14 protein-coding genes and 2 pseudogenes are annotated in these 17,322 nt (G+C 64.3%); 2 read left to right on the forward strand and 14 right to left on the reverse strand.

Translation table 11 applies throughout. The annotated features are described in order from the left end of the window. Window positions 1–24 precede the first annotated feature (24 nt). Window positions 25–2,994, forward strand: coding sequence for a TonB-dependent receptor plug domain-containing protein (locus tag ACHMW6_RS01425; RefSeq protein WP_395404935.1), 2,970 nt, complete (start codon window positions 25–27; stop codon window positions 2,992–2,994). 166 nt (window positions 2,995–3,160) lie between these two features. Further along, window positions 3,161–4,042 (forward strand): annotated as a pseudogene (locus ACHMW6_RS01430) (Gfo/Idh/MocA family protein); the annotation flags it as partial. Window positions 4,043–4,393: 351 nt separating this feature from the next. Here ACHMW6_RS01430 and ACHMW6_RS01435 read toward each other — a convergent pair. The 14 genes and pseudogenes from ACHMW6_RS01435 to ACHMW6_RS01500 form a co-directional block, all read right to left on the reverse strand. Then, window positions 4,394–5,482: a porin gene (locus ACHMW6_RS01435; protein WP_395404936.1), complete on the reverse strand. Its 1,089-nt coding sequence runs from the start codon at window positions 5,480–5,482 to the stop codon at window positions 4,394–4,396. A gap of 59 nt (window positions 5,483–5,541) precedes the next feature. Continuing rightward, the gene (locus tag ACHMW6_RS01440) at window positions 5,542–6,966 is read right to left on the reverse strand and encodes an MFS transporter (protein ID WP_395404938.1); all 1,425 of its coding nucleotides are present in this window, start codon (window positions 6,964–6,966) and stop codon (window positions 5,542–5,544) included. A gap of 108 nt (window positions 6,967–7,074) precedes the next feature. Further along, a complete protein-coding gene (locus ACHMW6_RS01445; protein WP_395404940.1) occupies window positions 7,075–7,989 on the reverse strand; it encodes a LysR family transcriptional regulator in 915 nt (304 codons plus the stop codon). A 1-nt stretch (window position 7,990) separates the two neighbouring features. Continuing rightward, window positions 7,991–9,193, reverse strand: coding sequence for a 3-oxoadipyl-CoA thiolase (gene pcaF, locus ACHMW6_RS01450; RefSeq protein WP_395404942.1), 1,203 nt, complete (start codon window positions 9,191–9,193; stop codon window positions 7,991–7,993). Between the two features lie 9 nt (window positions 9,194–9,202). Continuing rightward, on the reverse strand, window positions 9,203–9,841 hold the full coding sequence (locus ACHMW6_RS01455; protein ID WP_395404944.1) for a CoA transferase subunit B: 639 nt from the start codon (window positions 9,839–9,841) through the stop codon (window positions 9,203–9,205). Then, window positions 9,838–10,506: a 3-oxoacid CoA-transferase subunit A gene (locus tag ACHMW6_RS01460; RefSeq protein WP_395404946.1), complete on the reverse strand. Its 669-nt coding sequence runs from the start codon at window positions 10,504–10,506 to the stop codon at window positions 9,838–9,840. Before ACHMW6_RS01460 ends, ACHMW6_RS01455 begins: the two co-directional genes overlap by 4 nt. Window positions 10,507–10,516: 10 nt before the next feature. Continuing rightward, a complete protein-coding gene (pcaD, locus tag ACHMW6_RS01465) occupies window positions 10,517–11,308 on the reverse strand; it encodes a 3-oxoadipate enol-lactonase (protein ID WP_395404948.1) in 792 nt (263 codons plus the stop codon). Further along, a complete protein-coding gene (locus ACHMW6_RS01470; protein WP_395404950.1) occupies window positions 11,286–12,068 on the reverse strand; it encodes a 1,6-dihydroxycyclohexa-2,4-diene-1-carboxylate dehydrogenase in 783 nt (260 codons plus the stop codon). Before ACHMW6_RS01470 ends, pcaD begins: the two co-directional genes overlap by 23 nt. Before the next feature lie 2 nt (window positions 12,069–12,070). Further along, entirely contained in the window at window positions 12,071–13,090 is a 1,020-nt protein-coding gene (gene benC / locus ACHMW6_RS01475; protein WP_395404952.1) for a benzoate 1,2-dioxygenase electron transfer component BenC, read from the reverse strand. Between the two features lie 10 nt (window positions 13,091–13,100). Then, the gene (gene benB / locus ACHMW6_RS01480) at window positions 13,101–13,583 is read right to left on the reverse strand and encodes a benzoate 1,2-dioxygenase small subunit (RefSeq protein WP_395404954.1); all 483 of its coding nucleotides are present in this window, start codon (window positions 13,581–13,583) and stop codon (window positions 13,101–13,103) included. Next, window positions 13,580–14,903 (reverse strand): annotated as a pseudogene (benA, locus tag ACHMW6_RS01485) (benzoate 1,2-dioxygenase large subunit). The gene benB and the pseudogene benA overlap by 4 nt, the downstream one beginning before the upstream one ends. Window positions 14,904–14,919: 16 nt before the next feature. Then, window positions 14,920–15,813 (reverse strand): catechol 1,2-dioxygenase, encoded by an 894-nt coding sequence (gene catA, locus ACHMW6_RS01490; protein ID WP_395404956.1) that lies wholly within the window; start codon window positions 15,811–15,813, stop codon window positions 14,920–14,922. 27 nt (window positions 15,814–15,840) lie between these two features. Then, on the reverse strand, window positions 15,841–16,131 hold the full coding sequence (gene catC / locus ACHMW6_RS01495) for a muconolactone Delta-isomerase (protein WP_395404957.1): 291 nt from the start codon (window positions 16,129–16,131) through the stop codon (window positions 15,841–15,843). A 12-nt stretch (window positions 16,132–16,143) separates the two neighbouring features. Next, window positions 16,144–17,253 (reverse strand): muconate/chloromuconate family cycloisomerase, encoded by a 1,110-nt coding sequence (locus ACHMW6_RS01500; protein ID WP_395404959.1) that lies wholly within the window; start codon window positions 17,251–17,253, stop codon window positions 16,144–16,146. Between the last annotated feature and the right edge of the window lie 69 nt (window positions 17,254–17,322).

Below are 17,322 nucleotides of genomic sequence, written 5' to 3' on the forward strand. Positions count from 1 at the left end.
ACCTATAAGAATGAGGAGAGACACTTGGAACTGAAGAAAATGATGGCCGCGCTGGCGGCTGCCGGCCTGGCAAGCGGTGCACTGGCCGCCGGGCAAGCGGAGGAAAAATCCGAAAAGGACGAGAAGCTGGTCCGCGTTGAAGTGACCGGCTCCAGCCTGAAGCGCATCAATGCCGAGACGGCGTCGCCGGTGCAGGTGATCGACTCCAAGCAGATCGAAAACATGGGCGCGCGTACGCTGCTGCAGGTGCTGGACAACCTGCCTGCCGCGCGTCCGGCGCAGCAGGACTTCCGCTCCATGTTCACCGGCTCCGATGGCGCCTCGCAGGCCAACCTGCGCGGCCTCGGCGCACAGGGCACGCTGGTGCTGCTGAACGGCCGCCGCCTGTCCTTCTACGGCGCACCGTCCGGCTTCCAGACCATGTTCGTCAATATCGACGCGATTCCCGCTGCCGCGGTCGAGAAGATCGAAGTGCTGACCGACGGCGCCTCGGCTGTCTACGGTTCGGACGCGGTGGCAGGCGTGATCAACGTGATCACCAAGAAGAATTACCAGGGCGCGGAAGCCAGGGGCACTTACGACACCTCGCCGGATGTGAAATCCTACGGCGAGCGCCAGGGCAGCCTGCTGTTCGGCACGGGCGACCTGTCCAGCGACGGCTACAATGTCTACGGCTCGCTGAACGTCTACAAGCGCGACCGCATCTCGCTGGCCGACACCTACGACAAGCGCCCCGAGTACTTCTACGTCAACAACCCGAACTTCATCCCGAACTTCCGCATCGGCACCGGCAGCGAACCGGGCGTGATGAATCCGGGCACCTTCTTCGTATTCGACCCGGCGAAGGGCAATGCCCGTACCCAGCGCGCCGTGAATGGCTGCACCACCTTCATCACCGAGGCATCGGGTACGCGCTGCGTGTGGAACAACCTGCCATATGCGCTGGACACCGGTCCATCCTCCGACCGCGTGACTGGCTACCTGGCCGGCCGCAAGACCTTCGGCGACAACCTGGAAGGCTTCGCCGAAGCAGCGTTCACCCACATCAAGCTGCGCGGCGAGAACGGTCCGCGCAGCTTTAACAGCGGCAGCACCAACAACTGGTTCTCGCGCAATACCGGCACCAGGCTGAATACCTTCACCTATCCCTACCTGGGCCCGAACAACGTCTACCTCAAGGGCAAGCTGGATGCGGACATGGCCGCGAAGATGGGCGGCGCCGCAGGCCTGAACTACATCCTGCAGGATGCCGTCGGCCACTTCGGCCAGACCAATAAGGACGACAGCTACCGCGCGCTGGCCGGCCTGCGCGGCACCGTGTTCGGCGGCTGGGACTTCGAGACCGCTCTGAGCGTGGCCGGTGCGCACTCCACGCTGTACCAGACCATCAACGTCAACACCAAGGGCTTCGAGAAAGCCTTCGGCCCGATCACGAAAGACCCGGTCACCGGCCGTTCCTACATCTCCGATAACCCGGCCTACAAGTTCGGCGTGATCAGCGAAGAGAACGCAGCCCTGCTGCGCGAAGCGTATCCGACTTTCGATATCCAGTCCTGGACCAAGCTGATTACCTGGGACGCCAAGGTCGAAGGCACGGTGGCCAGGATCGGCGACCGCGAAGTGCGCGCCGCATTCGGTACGAACATCATGCGCGAAAGCTTCGAGACTCCCGGCAATCCGGATGCGGCGAATGGCCTGATCACCCAGCAGGGCGGTTCCTGGTTCGACGGCAAGCGCACCATCTCCGCGCTGTTCGGTGAAGTCGTGGTGCCTGTCACCGAAACGCTGGAACTGAACGCCGCCGGCCGCGTGGACAAATACCCGCACTTCTCGGCCAACTTCGCGCCGAAGATCGGCGTGCAATGGCGCGCGCGTCCCGATGTGATGGTGCGCGGCACCTACTCGGAAGGCTTCCGTGCGCCGAACCTGGCGGAAGCGGGCAGCGGCGGCGTGTTCGCCCAGGTGGGCGGCATCCGCGACACCGTGCGCTGCGACGAAACCAATGCCATCGCGCGCCTGCTGATGAAGTCCGTCACCGCGACGGAAGTAGATCTGGGCAAGAACCTGCTGAACTCCAACTGCTCGACCACGGTTGGCGGCCTGACGCCGCCGAACCCGGAACTGAAGCCGGAAAAGGCCAAGATCTCGACCCTGGGCCTGGTGCTGCAGCCGGTCAGCAATGTCAGCGTGTCGCTGGACTACTGGTTCGTCTACCGCCGTGACGAGATCGTGCGCCAGGACTTCAACCAGCTCTACACCCAGCTGGTGGAAAAGTATGGCCCGACGCTGGCGGGCACCACGCAGGCGATCCGCAACGACCTGACCGACGCGGACCGCGGCAATATGGCCGCCGTGGCGACCATGTGCTCCAATCCGGCCAATGCTGCAGCCTGCGCGGCCGGCATTCCAAAGTACTCGGTCGGCAACCTGGGCGGCTTGATCAACTCTTACATGAACCGTGGCCGTACTCTGGTCGATGGTTTCGACATCGACGCGCGCGCCCGCTTCTCGCTGGGCGAAATGGGCAAGCTGAATACCGGCACGTCCGTCACGATCCGCCGCCGCGAAACGTATAACTATGAAGATGGCAGCGGCTTCTCCGGCAACTATGTCGGCTATTATGATTCGCCGCGCGTACGTGCCACCTTCAATGCCGACTGGGCCTACCGCAACTTCACCACCAGCGTGTTCGTCAACTATACCGGCGGTACCAAGTGGGCATACGGACCATACGATACGGACAACACGCCTGAAAACTGCATGGGCGCAGGCTTGCAACTGCCTGCCCACCAGTGCGACAAGACCCCATCCTATACCACGGTCAACCTGGGCCTCGGCTGGAAACCGGTAAAGAACCTGGACGTGGGCGTGAACATCAAGAACGTGCTGGACAAGAAGCCCTACTACGACCCGAATGGCTGGGAAGGCTACAACCACGCCCAGAACCTGTTCGGCCGCGTGTACTCCTTCTCGGCCAGCTACAAATTCTGGTGATTCGCTACAATGAGCAACCCCTTTTGAGGCAGAACTGATGGACAAGCAATTCAATCGACGAAACTTCCTCACCGCCGGCGCCGCGCTGGCGGGCAGCCTGCTGCTGCCGGGCGCCTTTGCCGCAACGGGCCGCGAGCGCCTGCGCCTTGGCATGATCGGCACCGGCATGCGCGGCCAGGTGCTGCTGCGCGAACTGCTGCGCCGCGACGATGTGGAAGTGGCGGCGCTGTGCGATATCGATCCCGTGATGCTGGGCCGCGCGCTGGCGCAGGCCGAGAAATCCGGCAAGCCGCGTCCCCGCACTTTCGGCGAAGACCGCGACCCGCAAGCCTACAAGCGCATGCTCGATTCGAAGGCGCTGGACGGCGTGATCATTGCCACGCCGTGGGAATGGCATGCGCCAATGGCGATCGCGGCGATGCAGGCGAAAGTGCCGGTCGGCTGCGAAGTCGTAGCGGGCGTCTCGCTGCAGGATCACTGGGATGTGCTGAACACCCAGCTGAAGACGGGCACGCCGTATATGCTGCTGGAGAATGTGTGCTACCGCCGCGATGTGATGGCCGTGCTGCAGATGGTGCGCGCCGGCGTGTTTGGTGAACTGGCACACCTGCAGGGCGGCTACCAGCACGATCTGCGTGCCGTGAAGTTCAATAACGGCGATCCGGCCAAGCCTTACGGTAGCGGCGTGGAGTTCGGCGCCAAGGGCTTCTCCGAAGCGCGCTGGCGCACCGAGCACTCGGTGAAGCGCAATGGCGAGCTGTATCCGAGCCACGGCATCGGTCCTTGTGCGATGTACACCAATATCAACCGCGGCAACCGTTTCACCCGCATCAACAGCTTCGCGACGAAGGCGCGCGGGCTGCACGATTACGTGGTGAAGCAGGGTGGCGCGGACCACCCGAATGCGAAGGTGAAATTCAGCCTGGGCGACATCGTGACCACCACGCTGTCCACCGAGAATGGCGAAACCATCCTGCTGCAGCACGATACCTCGCTGCCGCGTCCTTATTCGCTGGGCTTCCGCGTGCAAGGCACGAACGGCCTGTGGATGGATGTGAACCATTCGATCCACGTCGAAGGCCAGAGCAAGCCGCACCAGTGGGACGATTTCCAGGCCTGGCAGGACAAGTACGACCATCCGCTGTGGCGTAAATACGCCACACAGGCCGAAGGTGCGGGCCACGGTGGCATGGACTACTTCGTGATCCATGCCTTCATTGAAGCGTTGAAGGCGCAGGCGCCGATGCCGATCGATATCTTCGACGCGGTGACCTGGAGTGCGATTACGCCGCTGTCCGAGCAGTCGATTGCCCAGGGTTTCCAGACCCCTGGACTTCCCCGACTTCACCAACGGCCAGTGGCGCAACCGCAAGCCGATCTTCGCCTTCGACGACCGCTACTAGAAAGTGTGACGCAGGCCGGCCATCACGCCGTTCTGCGTCTTCCCAACGCCTACCGTGCCGCCCGCATCCAGGGCGACCGCGGAGGCGCCTTCATTCTTCATGGTGCCAATGCCAACATAGGTTGCGGTGCGCCTGGACAGGAAATACATCAGGCGCGCCACAGCCATCTTCACGTCCGCATCGCTGTGCTTCGCATTGCGGTAGGCCACCTGCGCATCCAGCACCAGTTGCGGCATGATGGGATGGCTGGCTCCCAGATAGTAAAGATTGGATTCCGACAGCCCCGTCGCCGCTTCCGTACGGCGCGCGATCACGCCGCCGGCAAGCTTTGTCTCGCCCAGCATGGCCCAGCCGTTCAGTGTGATACGGCGGTCGAAGTTCGCGCTGCTGGTCAGGCCGGCCGCCGCACCAGGCCCGCCATACAGCTTGTCGTAGGAGGTGGTGACGCCGAAGCGTTTCTCTTCGTAGCCCAGCAGGGCGGTGACCTGGCGGCAGGCCTTCTTGTCCACTGCCAGTTCGCCGCCGCAATTGGTCGCGGACGGGCCGCCCGCCGCGGAGTTGTCGCGGCCAAAGCTCCAGGTGGCGCCAGCGGTGAAGGCGCCGAACTGGCCGAGATAGCCGATGGCATTATCGCTGCGCGCATTCGGCAGATAGAGATCAATGCTGCTGATCGAGAACAGGTTCGGTCCCAGCACATCCGACTTTTGCGTAGCGATGAAGGTCATGTTGATCTGGCGGCCCAGCGTGAGCGTGCCGTACTTGCTCTTCAGGCCCAGGGACGCCTGGCGGCCGAACAGGCGGCCACCCTGGCCCATTGTGCCGCTGTCCGGCGCGAAGCCGTTTTCCAGCGTGAACACGGCTTGCAGGCCGTCGCCCAGGTCTTCGGTGCCGCGGAAACCGATGCGCGAGGGCAGGGAGCCCGTGAGCGAAGGCATCTTGGTCATCGAATCGCCGGCGGCGTTGACGTTGGTGGTATGGGCGATGGCTGCGTCGAACAGGCCATACACGGTTACGTTCTGTGCGGACGCTGCGGATGCAGCGATCCCGCCCAGCAGCGCGGCTGCGCTGCAGAGTGCGTACTTCATTTCGTCTCCTGGATTATCTTATGGTGTGGTGCTGAATCGAGTATAGGAAGCGGCGCCCGTCATTGAAATTCAATAGATCGCGAGCTGGTATTCGGAGCGGTAATAGCGGACGCAGGCCCGATGCGCGCCGCCAGCACGATCAGCGCAGTCATCGCAACCAGGGCCGGCACGGCGAGAATGGCGAGGATCACGCTGAAGGGCAGCTGCATTCCGAGCAGCACGCCGCCAACGATGGAGCCGAGGATGCCGCCGAAGCGTCCCACGCCCAGCATCCAGGCGATACCGGTGGCGCGGGCCTGCGTCGGGTACAGCGGGGCGGCCAGGGCGGGCAGCGAAGCCTGGGCGCCGGTGACCATAGTGCCGGCCGCGAACACGAGGATGGCGAAGGCGACAACGTTGCCACCGCTCAGGCTCTGGCCGACGGCGACCAGCAACACGGCGGCAAGCAGGTAGGTGAAGGCCAGCACGCGGGAAGGATTGAGGCGGTCCATCAGCCAGCCGCCGACCAGGGTTCCGACGCCGCCGCCCAGCGGGAAGAGGGCGGTAAGCATGGCGGCTTTCTCGATGCTGAAGCCAACGTCCTTCATCATCAGCGGCATCCAGCTGGTCAGCAGGTAGAAGATCAGGAGACCCATGAAGTAGACGGTCCACAGCATGAGCGTGGGCAGCAGGTAGCGGCCGGAGAGGTTTTGCGCCAGCGCGCTCTTGCCGGCGGCAGCCTTGCTTGCGGGCGCCTTGCCGCCGTCGCCGGGAACGAAGGTGGTGACATGGCGCAGATCTTTGCCGCTGATGCGTTCCAGTACGCCGGCCACCGCGGACGCTGGATACTGGCGAGCCACCATATAAGCCACGGATTCCGGCAGCACGCGCGCCATCACCGGCAGGAAGACCAGGGGCAGGATGCCGCCCAGCAGGAACACGCTCTCCCAGCCATAGTGTGGAATGATGCCCGCGGCGACAAAGCCGCCGGCGGCGGCGCCCAGCGGGAAGCCAACATAGACGGCGTTGACGATGAAGGAGCGGTGGCGCGCCGGCGCCAGTTCGGCCATCAGCGTCACGGCGTTCGGCATGGCGGCGCCGAGGCCAAGGCCGGTGAGGAAGCGCAGCACGGCCATGGTCTGGATCGAATCGGCGTAGGCGGTGGCCAGGCTGAAGACAGCGAAGCACAGCGTGGACACCATGATCACCGGCTTGCGGCCGAAACGGTCGGCGCTGGGGCCTGCGGCCATGGCGCCGAAGGCCAGGCCGAACAGGGCGGCGCTCAGCACCGGCGCCAGCGCGGAGCGCGCCACGCCCCACTTGGCGACCAGCGCCGGTGCGACATAGCCGATGGCGGCGGTATCGAAGCCGTCCAGTGCGAGGATGGTGAAGCAGAGGAACAGGACGACGTACTGATACGGCGACATGCGGTTCTGATCGATCAGCGCCTGTACATTGAGCGTGGTGGGCGATGCGCCTGCAGCGGCGCCAGCGTGGACTTGCATTTGGTGTCTCCTGAAGGATTTGTTGTGGTGCTGCTAATCCATACTACGATTGGCCCGGCGGGCCGTCTAATACTGATGTAGTCGCAATCCGCTACCTTTAAGGTATGGTCAGAGTTCTTCCTTCACGTGCGCGATACCGCGCGCATCGTAAATGGAATAAATTGTTTTCAGGATGTTGCGCAATTCATCCGATTGGTCCATGAGACGGACGTTGAAGAGGATGGGAGACACAGCATGCATGTCCTCGATCTCGCGATAGAGCACGTCGCTGCGCTTCATGCCCTGCAGGCTGTCCGGCACGATGGAAATGCCCTGGCCCGCCGCCACCATACCGATGGCGATATGCAGCTCGCGCACTTCCATCACGTTTTCGGGACGCAGCGAGTGGGCGCTGAAAGCCGCCAGCACCTGGTCGGCAAAGCTGGGGCGGGGCGCTTTGGGATAGACGATGAGGTTTTCGGGCAGGAGTTCGATCAGCCTGATCGGCCGTTCCTGTTCCGCCAGCCGGTGGCCCAGCGGCAGCGCGACGATCAGCCGCTCCTCGCGCAGCAGGATGCGGCGTATCGACGGGTCTTCCAGCACCACGCGGCCGAAGCCGACGTCGATGCTGCCGTCCTTCAGGCCGCGCATCTGCTCCATCGTGGTCATTTCATGGAAGGTGATGTGCACACCCTGGTTGGCTTCGCGGAAGAGCCGCACGATTTCGGGCAGCAGGCCATACAGCGTGGAGGCGACATAGCCGATGGACAGCGTTTGCCCGATCTTGCCCACGCGCTGGGTCATGGTTTTCATGTCCGCCAGCTTTTCCAGCATGTTCTGCGCGTGGACCTGGAAGAACTTGCCCGCTTCGGTCAGGCGCAGCGGGCGCGAGCCCTTTTCGAACAGGGGCACGCCCAGTTCCTCTTCCAGCTGCTGGATCTGGCGGCTGAGGGGCGGCTGGGCGATGAAGAGCCGCTGGGCCGCCCGCGTGAAGTTTTTTTCTTCCGCCACGGCCAGGAAATAGCGCAGGTGGCGGATTTCCATCTCACACCCGTTCGATCACCACGGCGATGCCTTGTCCCACACCGATGCACATGGTGCACAGCGCATAGCGCCCGCCGGTGTCGCGCAGCTGGTAGGCGGCGGTGGTCAGCAAACGGGCGCCGCTCATGCCGAGCGGGTGGCCGAGGGCGATGGCGCCGCCGTTGGGGTTGATGCGCGGGTCATCATCCTGCAGGCCCAGTGTGCGTGCCACGGCCAGCGCCTGCGCGGCGAAGGCTTCGTTGAGTTCCAGCACATCCATCTGCGCCAGCGACATGCCCAGCCGCTCCAGCAGCTTGCGCACGGCCGGCACCGGACCGATGCCCATCAGGTGCGGTTCCACGCCTGCCGTCGCCATGCCGACGATGCGCGCCAGCGGCGTCAGGCGGTGGCGGGATGCGGCCTCGCCACTGGCCAGCAGCAGTGCGCAGGCGCCATCATTGATGCCGGAGGCATTGCCTGCCGTGACGGTGCCGGCCGGGCGCACCACGCCGCGCAGTCCTGCCAGCACTTCCAGCGTGGTTGCGCGCGGGTGCTCGTCGTTCACGAAGGCCAGCGGATCGCCTTTCTTCTGGGGTATCTGCACCGGCACGATCTCGCGCGCGAACACGCCGGCCTCAATGGCGGCAGCCGCCTTGCGCTGGCTGGCGAGGGCGAAGCGGTCCTGGCCCTCGCGGCTGATGCTGTAGGCTTCGGCCACGTTCTCCGCCGTTTCCGGCATCGTGTCCACGCCATACATTTCCTTCAGCTTAGGGTTGATGAAGCGCCAGCCCATGGTCGTATCCTGCAGGCTGGCCGCGCGCGAGAACGCGCTGTCCGCCTTGCCCATGACGAAGGGAGCGCGGGTCATCGATTCCACGCCGCCGGCCAGCATCAGCGAAGCCTGGCCGCTGTTGATGGCGCGCGCCGCGCTGCCGACAGCGTCCATGCCTGAACCGCACAGGCGGTTGACCGTGGTGCCAGGCACCGACAGCGGCAGGCCCGCCAGCAGCAGGGACATGCGCGCGACATTGCGGTTATCCTCGCCGGACTGGTTGGCGCATCCGTAGATCACGTCGTCCACCGCTTCCCAGTCGAGCTGGGGATGGCGGCGCAGCAGTTCTCGCAGCGGAATGGCGCCCAGCTCGTCGGCGCGCACGTCCTTCAGGGCGCCGCCATAGCGGCCGATGGGGGTGCGGACCGCGTCGCAGATGAAAGCTTCGTTCATGTCTTCTCCTTATTCCCAGAACAGGGTTGCGCCGGTCACTTCCTGCAGCTGGCTGCGGCTCAGGCCTTCGGCCATTTCCACCACGCGCAAGCCGCCGGCAACGACGTCCAGCACCGCCAGGTCGGTATAGATGCGGTTGACGCAGCCGATGCCCGTCAGCGGATAAGCGCATTGCGGGACGATCTTGCTCTCGCCGCTCTTGGTCTGGTGCTCCATCATCACGAATACCTGCTTGGCGCCGATGGCCAGGTCCATCGCACCGCCGACGGCGGGGATGGCGTCCGGTGCGCCGGTGTGCCAGTTGGCCAGGTCGCCCGTGGCCGACACCTGGAAGGCGCCCAGCACGCAGATATCGAGGTGGCCGCCGCGCATCATCGCGAAGGAATCGGCGTGGTGGAAGTAGGCGCCGCCGGTGAGCAGCGTCACGGGCTGCTTGCCCGCGTTGATCAGGTCATCGTCCTCCTCGCCTTCGGCGGGCGCGGGGCCCATGCCCAGCAAGCCGTTCTCGCTGTGCAGGAAAACTTCGCGCTCGGGCGGCAGGTAGTTGGCGACCTTGGTCGGCAGGCCAATGCCGAGGTTGACGTAGGCCCCTTCGGGAATATCCTGCGCCACGCGGGCGGCCATTTGTTCGCGGCTGAAGCGGTTCACAGGCAGCCCTCCTTGACGACACGTTGTACGAAAATGCCGGGCGTGACGATCACTTCCGGATCGAGTTCGCCCAGCGCCACGATATCCTTCACCTGGGCGATGGTGACCTTGGCGGCCATCGCCATCACCGGGCCGAAATTGCGCGCCGACTTGCGGTAGACCAGGTTGCCCCAGCGGTCGCCGCGCAGCGCCTTGATCAGCGCGAAGTCGGCGTGGATGGGCGATTCCAGCACATAGTTGCGGCCATTGATGACGCGCGTTTCCTTGCCTTCGGCCAGCAGGGTGCCGTAGCCGGTGGGGGAGAAGAAGCCGCCGATGCCGGCGCCGGCGGCGCGGATGCGCTCTGCCAGGTTGCCTTGCGGCGTGAGTTCCAGTTCGATTTCTCCGGCGCGGTACAGCGCGTCGAAATGATGGGAGTCGGACTGGCGCGGGAAGGAGCAGATGATCTTGCGCACGCGGCGCGCCTTCAGCAGCGCGGCCAGGCCGGTTTCGCCATTGCCCGCATTGTTGTTGACGATGGTCAGTTCGCGGGCGCCCTGGTCGATCAGGGCGTCGATCAGGGCGGAAGGCATGCCGGCGTTGCCGAAGCCGCCGATCATCACGGTGGCGCCATCGTGAATGTCCGCGACGGCCTGCCGCATCGATTCGAATGTCTTGTTGATCATGTCTGGCTTTCTATTGCAGGAAGCTGGACAGCGCCTGGTTGAAGGCGGATGCCGCTTCGATATTGGAGATATGGGAGGCCGGCAGCACCGACAGGCGCGCGCCGGGAATGCGCTCATACAGGAAGCGCGCATCCTCCACCGTGGTTACCGGGTCTTCCTCGCCTGCGATCACCAGGGTGGGCAGGGCGATGCGGCGCACGTCGTCGCGCTGGTCGGCGGCAGCGAGGGCGTCGCAGCAGGCGGCGTAGCCTTCTGCGTTGCCACCGCCCATGGCATCCACCAGCGCGCTGACGACGATCGGCGCGCGTTCGGCGAAGGCTGCCGTGAACCAGCGCTGCGGCGCGCTGGCGGCCAGGCCGCCCAGGCCGGATTCACGCACGGCCGCAGCGCGCGCCTGCCACCCTTCGGCGGTGCCGATGCGCGCTGCCGTGTTGGCAATGGCGAGACGAGCGATGCGTTCCTCGGCGTGCACGCCCAGCCACTGGCCGATGGCGCCGCCCATGGAGATGCCGCAGAAGTGCGCCTGCTTCACGTCCAGGTGGTCCAGCAGCTCGATCACGTCCCCGCCCAGCTGCGCCAGGCTGTAGGGGCCGAGCGGCGCCGTCGAGCGGCCGTGGCCGCGCGTGTCGTAGCGGACCACCTGGAAATGCTCGCTGAAGACTTCGGCCTGCAGGTCCCACATGCGCAGGTTGGTGCCCAACGAATTGGAGAAAATCAGGAAGGGACGGCCCGCTTCGCCGTCCACGCGGTAAAAGATGCCGCCCGGAGTGTGGCCTGTTTCATCCCTGGTCTCCTCCGCCAACGGGCAGCACCGTGCCCGTGATGTACGAAGCTTCCTGCGAAGCCAGGAAAAGGATGGCGCCTACCTGCTCGGCTATCGTGCCGTAGCGGTGCATCAGGCTCGAAGCGATGGTCTGGTCCACGATGCCCTGGTACCAGACTTTTTCCTGTTCGCTCAGCGGCTTCGGATTGCGCGGCACCTTGCGCGGCGGAGCTTCCGTGCCGCCGGTGGCGACGGCGTTGACGCGGATGCCGTCCGCCGCATGTTCGAAAGCCAGGCTGGCCGTCAATGCGTTCACGCCGCCTTTCGCCGCCGCGTACGGAATGCGGTGGATGCTGCGGGTGGCGATGGACGAGATATTGACGATGGCGCCGGCCTGCTGTTCGATCATCGCGGGCAGCACGGCACGGCAGCACCACAGCGTGGGGAATAGCGAGCGGCGGATTTCCGCCTCGATCTCTTCTTCCTCATACTCCTGGTAAGGCTTGGCCCAGATGGTGCCGCCCACATTGTTGACCAGCACGTCGATGCGGCCGTTGGCCTCCAGCGCAGCAGCGGCGACGGTGCGGGCGCCGGCATAGGTTTCCAGGTCGGCATTGACTACCACCGCCTGCGCATCGAGAGCGCGCACTTCGGCGGCCACTTCGTACACCAGCTCCGAGCGGTCGGCCAGCACTACGCGGGCGCCCTCGGCGGCCGCGGTGAGCGCCACGCTGCGGCCGATGCCTTGCGCCGCGCCGGTGACGATCACGCTCTGGCCATTAAATCGTTGTCGCGTCATGGTCATGCTCCGCTGCTGGCCGAGAATTTTTCAAAGTAGAAGTTGGCCGGGTTCACGCCGATTTCGGCCAGCCACTTGCGTACCGCGTCCACCATCGGCACCGGGCCGCACAGGTAGACATCGATATCGCCGCCGTTCAGCCATTCCGTTTCCACATGCTGCGGCACATAGCCCTTGCGCGGATGGCCGCTGGCCGGCGCCGCGACGCAGGTGCGGTAGCTGAATTGCGGATGGGCGGCGGCGATGCGGTCCAGCTCTTCCAGTGCGACCAGGTCTTCGTCATTGGTCACGCCGAACACCATGCGCACGGGATGGTCGAAGCCCTGCTCGGCCAGCACCTGCAGCATGGCGAGGAAGGGCGCGATGCCCGTGCCGCCGGCCAGCATCAGCACGGGGCGCTGCAGGGGGCGCAGGTAGAAGGAACCGAAGGGGCCGGCGAAGCCGATAGCCTGGCCCGGCTGCGCGATGTCGGACAGATAGCTGCTCATGCGGCCATTCGGCACATTGCGCACCACGAACTCTACGCGGGAAGCGCCGGGCTGGGAGCTGAAGGAATAGGATCTCGTCAGCTCCGTGCCGGGAATTTCCACGTTCACATACTGCCCGGACAGGAAGCTCAATGCGGCCGGCTCCTCCAGGTCGATGGCGAAGCCGATCGTGGTGGCGGAAAGCTGGCGCACGGCGGCGATGCTGCCCGCATGGCGCGTAACGCCCGTCTTGCAGGATGCTGCGGTGGCGGGAATCTTCACCACGCAATTGGACGTGGGACGCATCTGGCAGGCCAGAACGTGGCCTTCGGCCGCTTCTTCCGGCGTGAGCGCATCCTCGATATAGCTGGACTCCGGCATATCGTATTTGCCCGACTCGCAGTGGCCGCGGCAGGTGCCGCAGGCGCCGTCGCGGCAGTCCAGCGGGATGTTGACCTTCTGGCGATAGGCGGCGTCGGCCAGCTTCTCGCCTGCATTGCAGCTGATGAAGCGGGTCACGCCATCTTCGAACTGGAGAGCGATGGTGTAAGTCATGGCGTGCCTCTCAGATGTGATAAATGTCGATCACCTGGTTGATGTAGTCGTTCTTCAGCACGACGTACTTGTCCAGGATGCGCGGCTTCCCGCCGCTGTGATCAATGATGTAGCGCGACATGCCGAAGTAGCTGAAGTCCGTCTTGTAGCGGTGGCTCAGCGTGTGCCAGTTGAAGCGCACGGTCACGGTGTCGCCTTCGCGGCCCACCACTTCGACGTTGCTGACGTTATGGCTGGTGCGCGTATCCGGCATCGTGGCGCTGGAGCGCTCGGTCTTGATGCGGAAGATGCGGTCTTCCAGGCCCTGGCGGTTCGGATAGAAGATCAGCGAGATTTCGCGTTCCGGGTCGGTGATCAGCTTGTCGTCATCGTCCCAGGCAGGCATCCAGAAGCGGACGCTTTGGGCATAGCATTCCAGCCATTCGTCCCACTGCTCGTCGTCCAGCAGGCGGGCTTCGCGGTACAGGAAGGCGCGGATTTCTTCGATATTCATTCTGCGGACTCCTTGGCTTCCGTGATCACTTTCAGCCAGTAGCGGTGCTGCACCGTATACAAGCCTTCGTCTTCCGTCTTCACGCCGCTCATCACCGGCTTCAAGCCGATTTCTTCGGCGGCGGCGTCGGCGCCATCGATCCAGTGCTCGGAGCCGCGGCACATATCGTTCCACTGCATGGCGGAACCGGCGTAGCCGGCCTGGCAGGCGCGGAATTCTTCCAGGTCGTCCGGCGTGGCCATGCCGCTGACGTTGAAGAAGTCTTCGTACTGGCGGATGCGGCGGGCGCGCGCTTCGGCCGATTCGCCTTTCGGCGCGATGCAGTAGATCGTGGTTTCCGTCTTGTCAACCGAGATAGGGCGCAGCACGCGGATCTGCGACCCGAACTGGTCCATCAGGTAGACGTTCGGATACAGGCACAGGTTGCGCGAACGCTCGATCATCCAGTCCGCCATCGGGCCGCCGAACTGCTCGGCAAATTCCTCGCGGCGCGGGTAGTTGGGACGGTCTTCCGGATTGGCCCACTTGGTCCACAGCAGCATATGGCCGTTCTCGAAGGCGTAGAAGCCGCCGCCCTGCTTGCCCCACTTGCCCGCATCCATGGCGCGGATATTGTCCCCGGCCTCGGCTTCCTTGCGGTGGTTGGTGGTCGCGGCGTAGTTCCAGTGAACGGCGGAGACGTGGTAGCCGTCCGCACCGTTTTCAGCCTGCAGCTTCCAGTTGCCGTTGAAAGTGTAGGTGGACGAGCCGCGCAGCACTTCCAGCCCTTCCGGCGACTGGTTGACGATCATGTCGATGATCTTGCCGGCTTCGCCCAGGAATTCGCTCAGCGGCACGACATCCGGATTCAGGCTGCCGAACAGGAAGCCCTTGTAGCTTTCGAAGCGCGCCACTTTTCTTCAGGTCGTGCGAGCCTTCCTTGTTGAAGCACTCGGGATAGCCTGCTTCCTCGGGGTCCTTTACCTTCAGCAGCTTGCCGTTGTTGTTGAAGGTCCAGCCGTGGAAGGGGCAGGTGTAAGTGGCCTTGTTGCCGCGCTTGTGGCGGCACAGCTGTGCGCCGCGGTGGCTGCAGGCATTGATGAAGGCGTTCAGCTCACCCTGGCGATTGCGAGCGATGAAGACAGGCTGCCGGCCCATATACGTGGTGTAGTAATCGTTATTGTTCGGGATCTGACTCTCGTGTGCCAGGTAGATCCAGTTGCCTTCGAAGATGTGCTTCATCTCCAGCTCGAACAGTTCCGGGTCCGTGAAAGCGGCGCGGTTCAGGCGGTAGTCGCCCTTTGCCTTGTCTTCAACGAGGAAATCATCCAGGGTTTGCATTTGTGTTTCTCCTTGCTTAAGCTGCGGCGCGCACGCGCTGGACTTCCGCCGACGGGGCGGCGGCAACTTCCTGCAGCAGGTGGAAGTCGAAGTCGATGGACGCATGCGCTTCGGCGCCGCCGGTGCGCTTCACTGCCGGCACCAGGCCTTCGCGGCTGGCGAAGGCAAAGTCGTCCCACAAGTATTCATCGCCGTCGATATTGATCTGGGTGGTCAGCTTGCGGTGATCGGCTGCGGTGACAAAGAAATGGATGTGCGCCGGGCGGTTGCCGTGGCGGCCCAGCTGGTCCAGCAGCTGCTGGGTGGCGCCGTCCGGCGGGCAGGCATAACCCTTCGGCATGATGCTGCGGAAGCGGTAGCGGCCCTGTTCGTCGGTGATGATGGAGCGGCGCAGGTTGAAGGCGGACTGGCTCTTGTCGAAGAAGGAGTAGTTGCCCATCAGGTTGGCGTGCCACACTTCGACCTTGGCGTTCGGCAGCGGCTTGCCCTTCGCATCGAACACGGTGCCCTGCATGAACAGCACTTCGGCCTGTTCGCTTTCGGTGCCGTCGTCCAGGCGTGCATAACCCACGGACTCCGGTGCGCCGGCCACATACAGCGGGCCTTCAATGGTGCGCGGTGTGCCGCCGGTCAGGCCGGCTTTCGCTTCGGCTTCGTCGGCGCGGATGTCCAGGAAGCGTTCCAGGCCGATGCCCGGCGCCAGCAGGCCGAATTCATTGCGCGAACCGGTGAAGGTCAGGTACTCCAGGCCTTTCCATACTTCGCTCGGCTGGATATCCAGGTCCTCGATCGCCTTGCACAGGTCCCCCATCAGGCGCAGCACGATTTCCTGCACGCGCGGATTGGCGGGGCGGGTCGCGGAGTCCACGATCCAGTGTTTGACCAGTGCGTCGATTTCAGTATGAGTCATGACAAAGTCTCCTCTATAGTTTGGCGATTAGCGATCGTCGTCGCGGATGGATGATGGGTGGCGGCACAGCGGGGCTACCTCGATGGCCATGTAAGGGAACAGCGGCAGCGACATCAGCAGGTTGTGCAGCTCGTCGACGCTTTCCACGTCGAACACGCTGTAGTTGGCGTACTGCCCGGCGATGCGCCACAAGTGGCGCCATTTGCCGCTGCGTTGCAGCTCCTGCGCCAGCTCCTTTTCGCGGAGCTTCAGGTCCGTGGCCTGCTGCTCCGGCATGGAGGGGGGCAGGTTCACGTTCATACGTACATGGAACAGCATGGTGGTTTCTCCTTATCGCGCCTGCAGGCGCTGTACTTTTTCGATATCGATGTCGACGCCGATGCCGGGCTTGCGCGGCACCTGCAGCATGAAGTTCTTGTAGACCAGCGGCTCCTGCAGCACTTCTTCCGTCAGCAGCAGCGGGCCAAACAGCTCGGTGCCGTAAGCGAGGCTGCTGAAGGTGGAGAACAGGTGGGCCGATGCCGCCGTGCCCACGCCCCCTTCCAGCATCGTGCCGCCGTACAGGCCCACGCCCGCCAGTTGGGCCACCGCTGCCACCTGCGCTGCCGGCAGCAGGCCGCCGGACTGGGTGATCTTCACGGCGAATACGTCGGCCGCCGATGCGGTGGCCATCGTGTAGGCATCCTGCGGGCCGTGCAGCGCTTCGTCGGCCATGATGGGCACGGCGAAGGCGGCGGCCAGGCGCGCCATGGCGGCCTTGTTCTCGGCGCGCACCGGCTGTTCGATCAGGTCCACGCCGCCGTCCTGCAGGGCGGCGATGGCGCGCATTGCCTCCTGTTCGTTCCAGGCCTGGTTCACGTCCACGCGCACGCTGGCGCGGTCGCCGACGGCCTTCTTGATGGCGATCACGTGGGCCACGTCGTCTTCCACGGCGCGCAGGCCGATCTTCAGCTTGAAGATGCGGTGGCGCCGCATGTCCAGCATCTTTTCGGCTTCGGCGATGTCCTTGGTGGTGTCGCCGCTGGCCAGGGTCCAGGCCACGGGCAGTTCGTCGCGCACGCGGCCGCCCAGCAGTTCGCTGAGCGGGATGCCGAGGCGGCGCGCTTGCGCGTCCAGCAGGGCGGTTTCGATCGCGCATTTGGCGAAACGGTTGCCCTGGATGACGTGGCGCACTTTCGCCATGGCCTTCGCTACTTCGCTCGCTTCCATGCCGACGATCAGCGGGGCGATGTAAGTGTCGATATTGGTCTTGATGCTCTCGGGGCTCTCTTCGCCGTAATTCAGGCCGCCGATGGTGGTGGCTTCACCCCAGCCTTCGATGCCGTCGGCGCAACGCACGCGCACCAGGACCAGGGTTTGGGTGCTCATGGTGGCTACCGAGAGCTTGTGGGGACGGATGGTGGGCACGCTGGCCAGCATCACTTCGATATTCTGGATCATACTCGTGGCATATAGTGGTGTGCGGATATGGACAAGATAGGCCTGTATCCTGGTGCAGTCCAACACTGA

The sequence above is a fragment of the Pseudoduganella sp. UC29_106 genome (genome assembly GCF_044055365.1).
Classification (GTDB): Bacteria; Pseudomonadota; Gammaproteobacteria; order Burkholderiales; family Burkholderiaceae_D; genus Rugamonas.

Bases quoted from the DNA above. Each gene is read 5' to 3' on its own strand.
- ACHMW6_RS01445 (WP_395404940.1), bottom strand. From the start codon at position 7,989: ATGGAAATCCGCCACCTGCGCTATTTCCTGGCCGTGGCGGAAGAAAAA.
- catA (WP_395404956.1), bottom strand. From the start codon at position 15,813: ATGACTCATACTGAAATCGACGCACTGGTCAAACACTGGATCGTGGAC.
- ACHMW6_RS01500 (WP_395404959.1), bottom strand. From the start codon at position 17,253: ATGATCCAGAATATCGAAGTGATGCTGGCCAGCGTGCCCACCATCCGT.
- pcaF (WP_395404942.1), bottom strand. From the start codon at position 9,193: ATGAACGAAGCTTTCATCTGCGACGCGGTCCGCACCCCCATCGGCCGC.
- catC (WP_395404957.1), bottom strand. From the start codon at position 16,131: ATGCTGTTCCATGTACGTATGAACGTGAACCTGCCCCCCTCCATGCCG.
- ACHMW6_RS01460 (WP_395404946.1), bottom strand. From the start codon at position 10,506: ATGATCAACAAGACATTCGAATCGATGCGGCAGGCCGTCGCGGACATT.
- benC (WP_395404952.1), bottom strand. From the start codon at position 13,090: ATGACTTACACCATCGCTCTCCAGTTCGAAGATGGCGTGACCCGCTTC.
- ACHMW6_RS01435 (WP_395404936.1), bottom strand. From the start codon at position 5,482: ATGAAGTACGCACTCTGCAGCGCAGCCGCGCTGCTGGGCGGGATCGCT.
- ACHMW6_RS01470 (WP_395404950.1), bottom strand. From the start codon at position 12,068: ATGACGCGACAACGATTTAATGGCCAGAGCGTGATCGTCACCGGCGCG.
- ACHMW6_RS01440 (WP_395404938.1), bottom strand. From the start codon at position 6,966: ATGCAAGTCCACGCTGGCGCCGCTGCAGGCGCATCGCCCACCACGCTC.
- benB (WP_395404954.1), bottom strand. From the start codon at position 13,583: ATGAATATCGAAGAAATCCGCGCCTTCCTGTACCGCGAAGCCCGCCTG.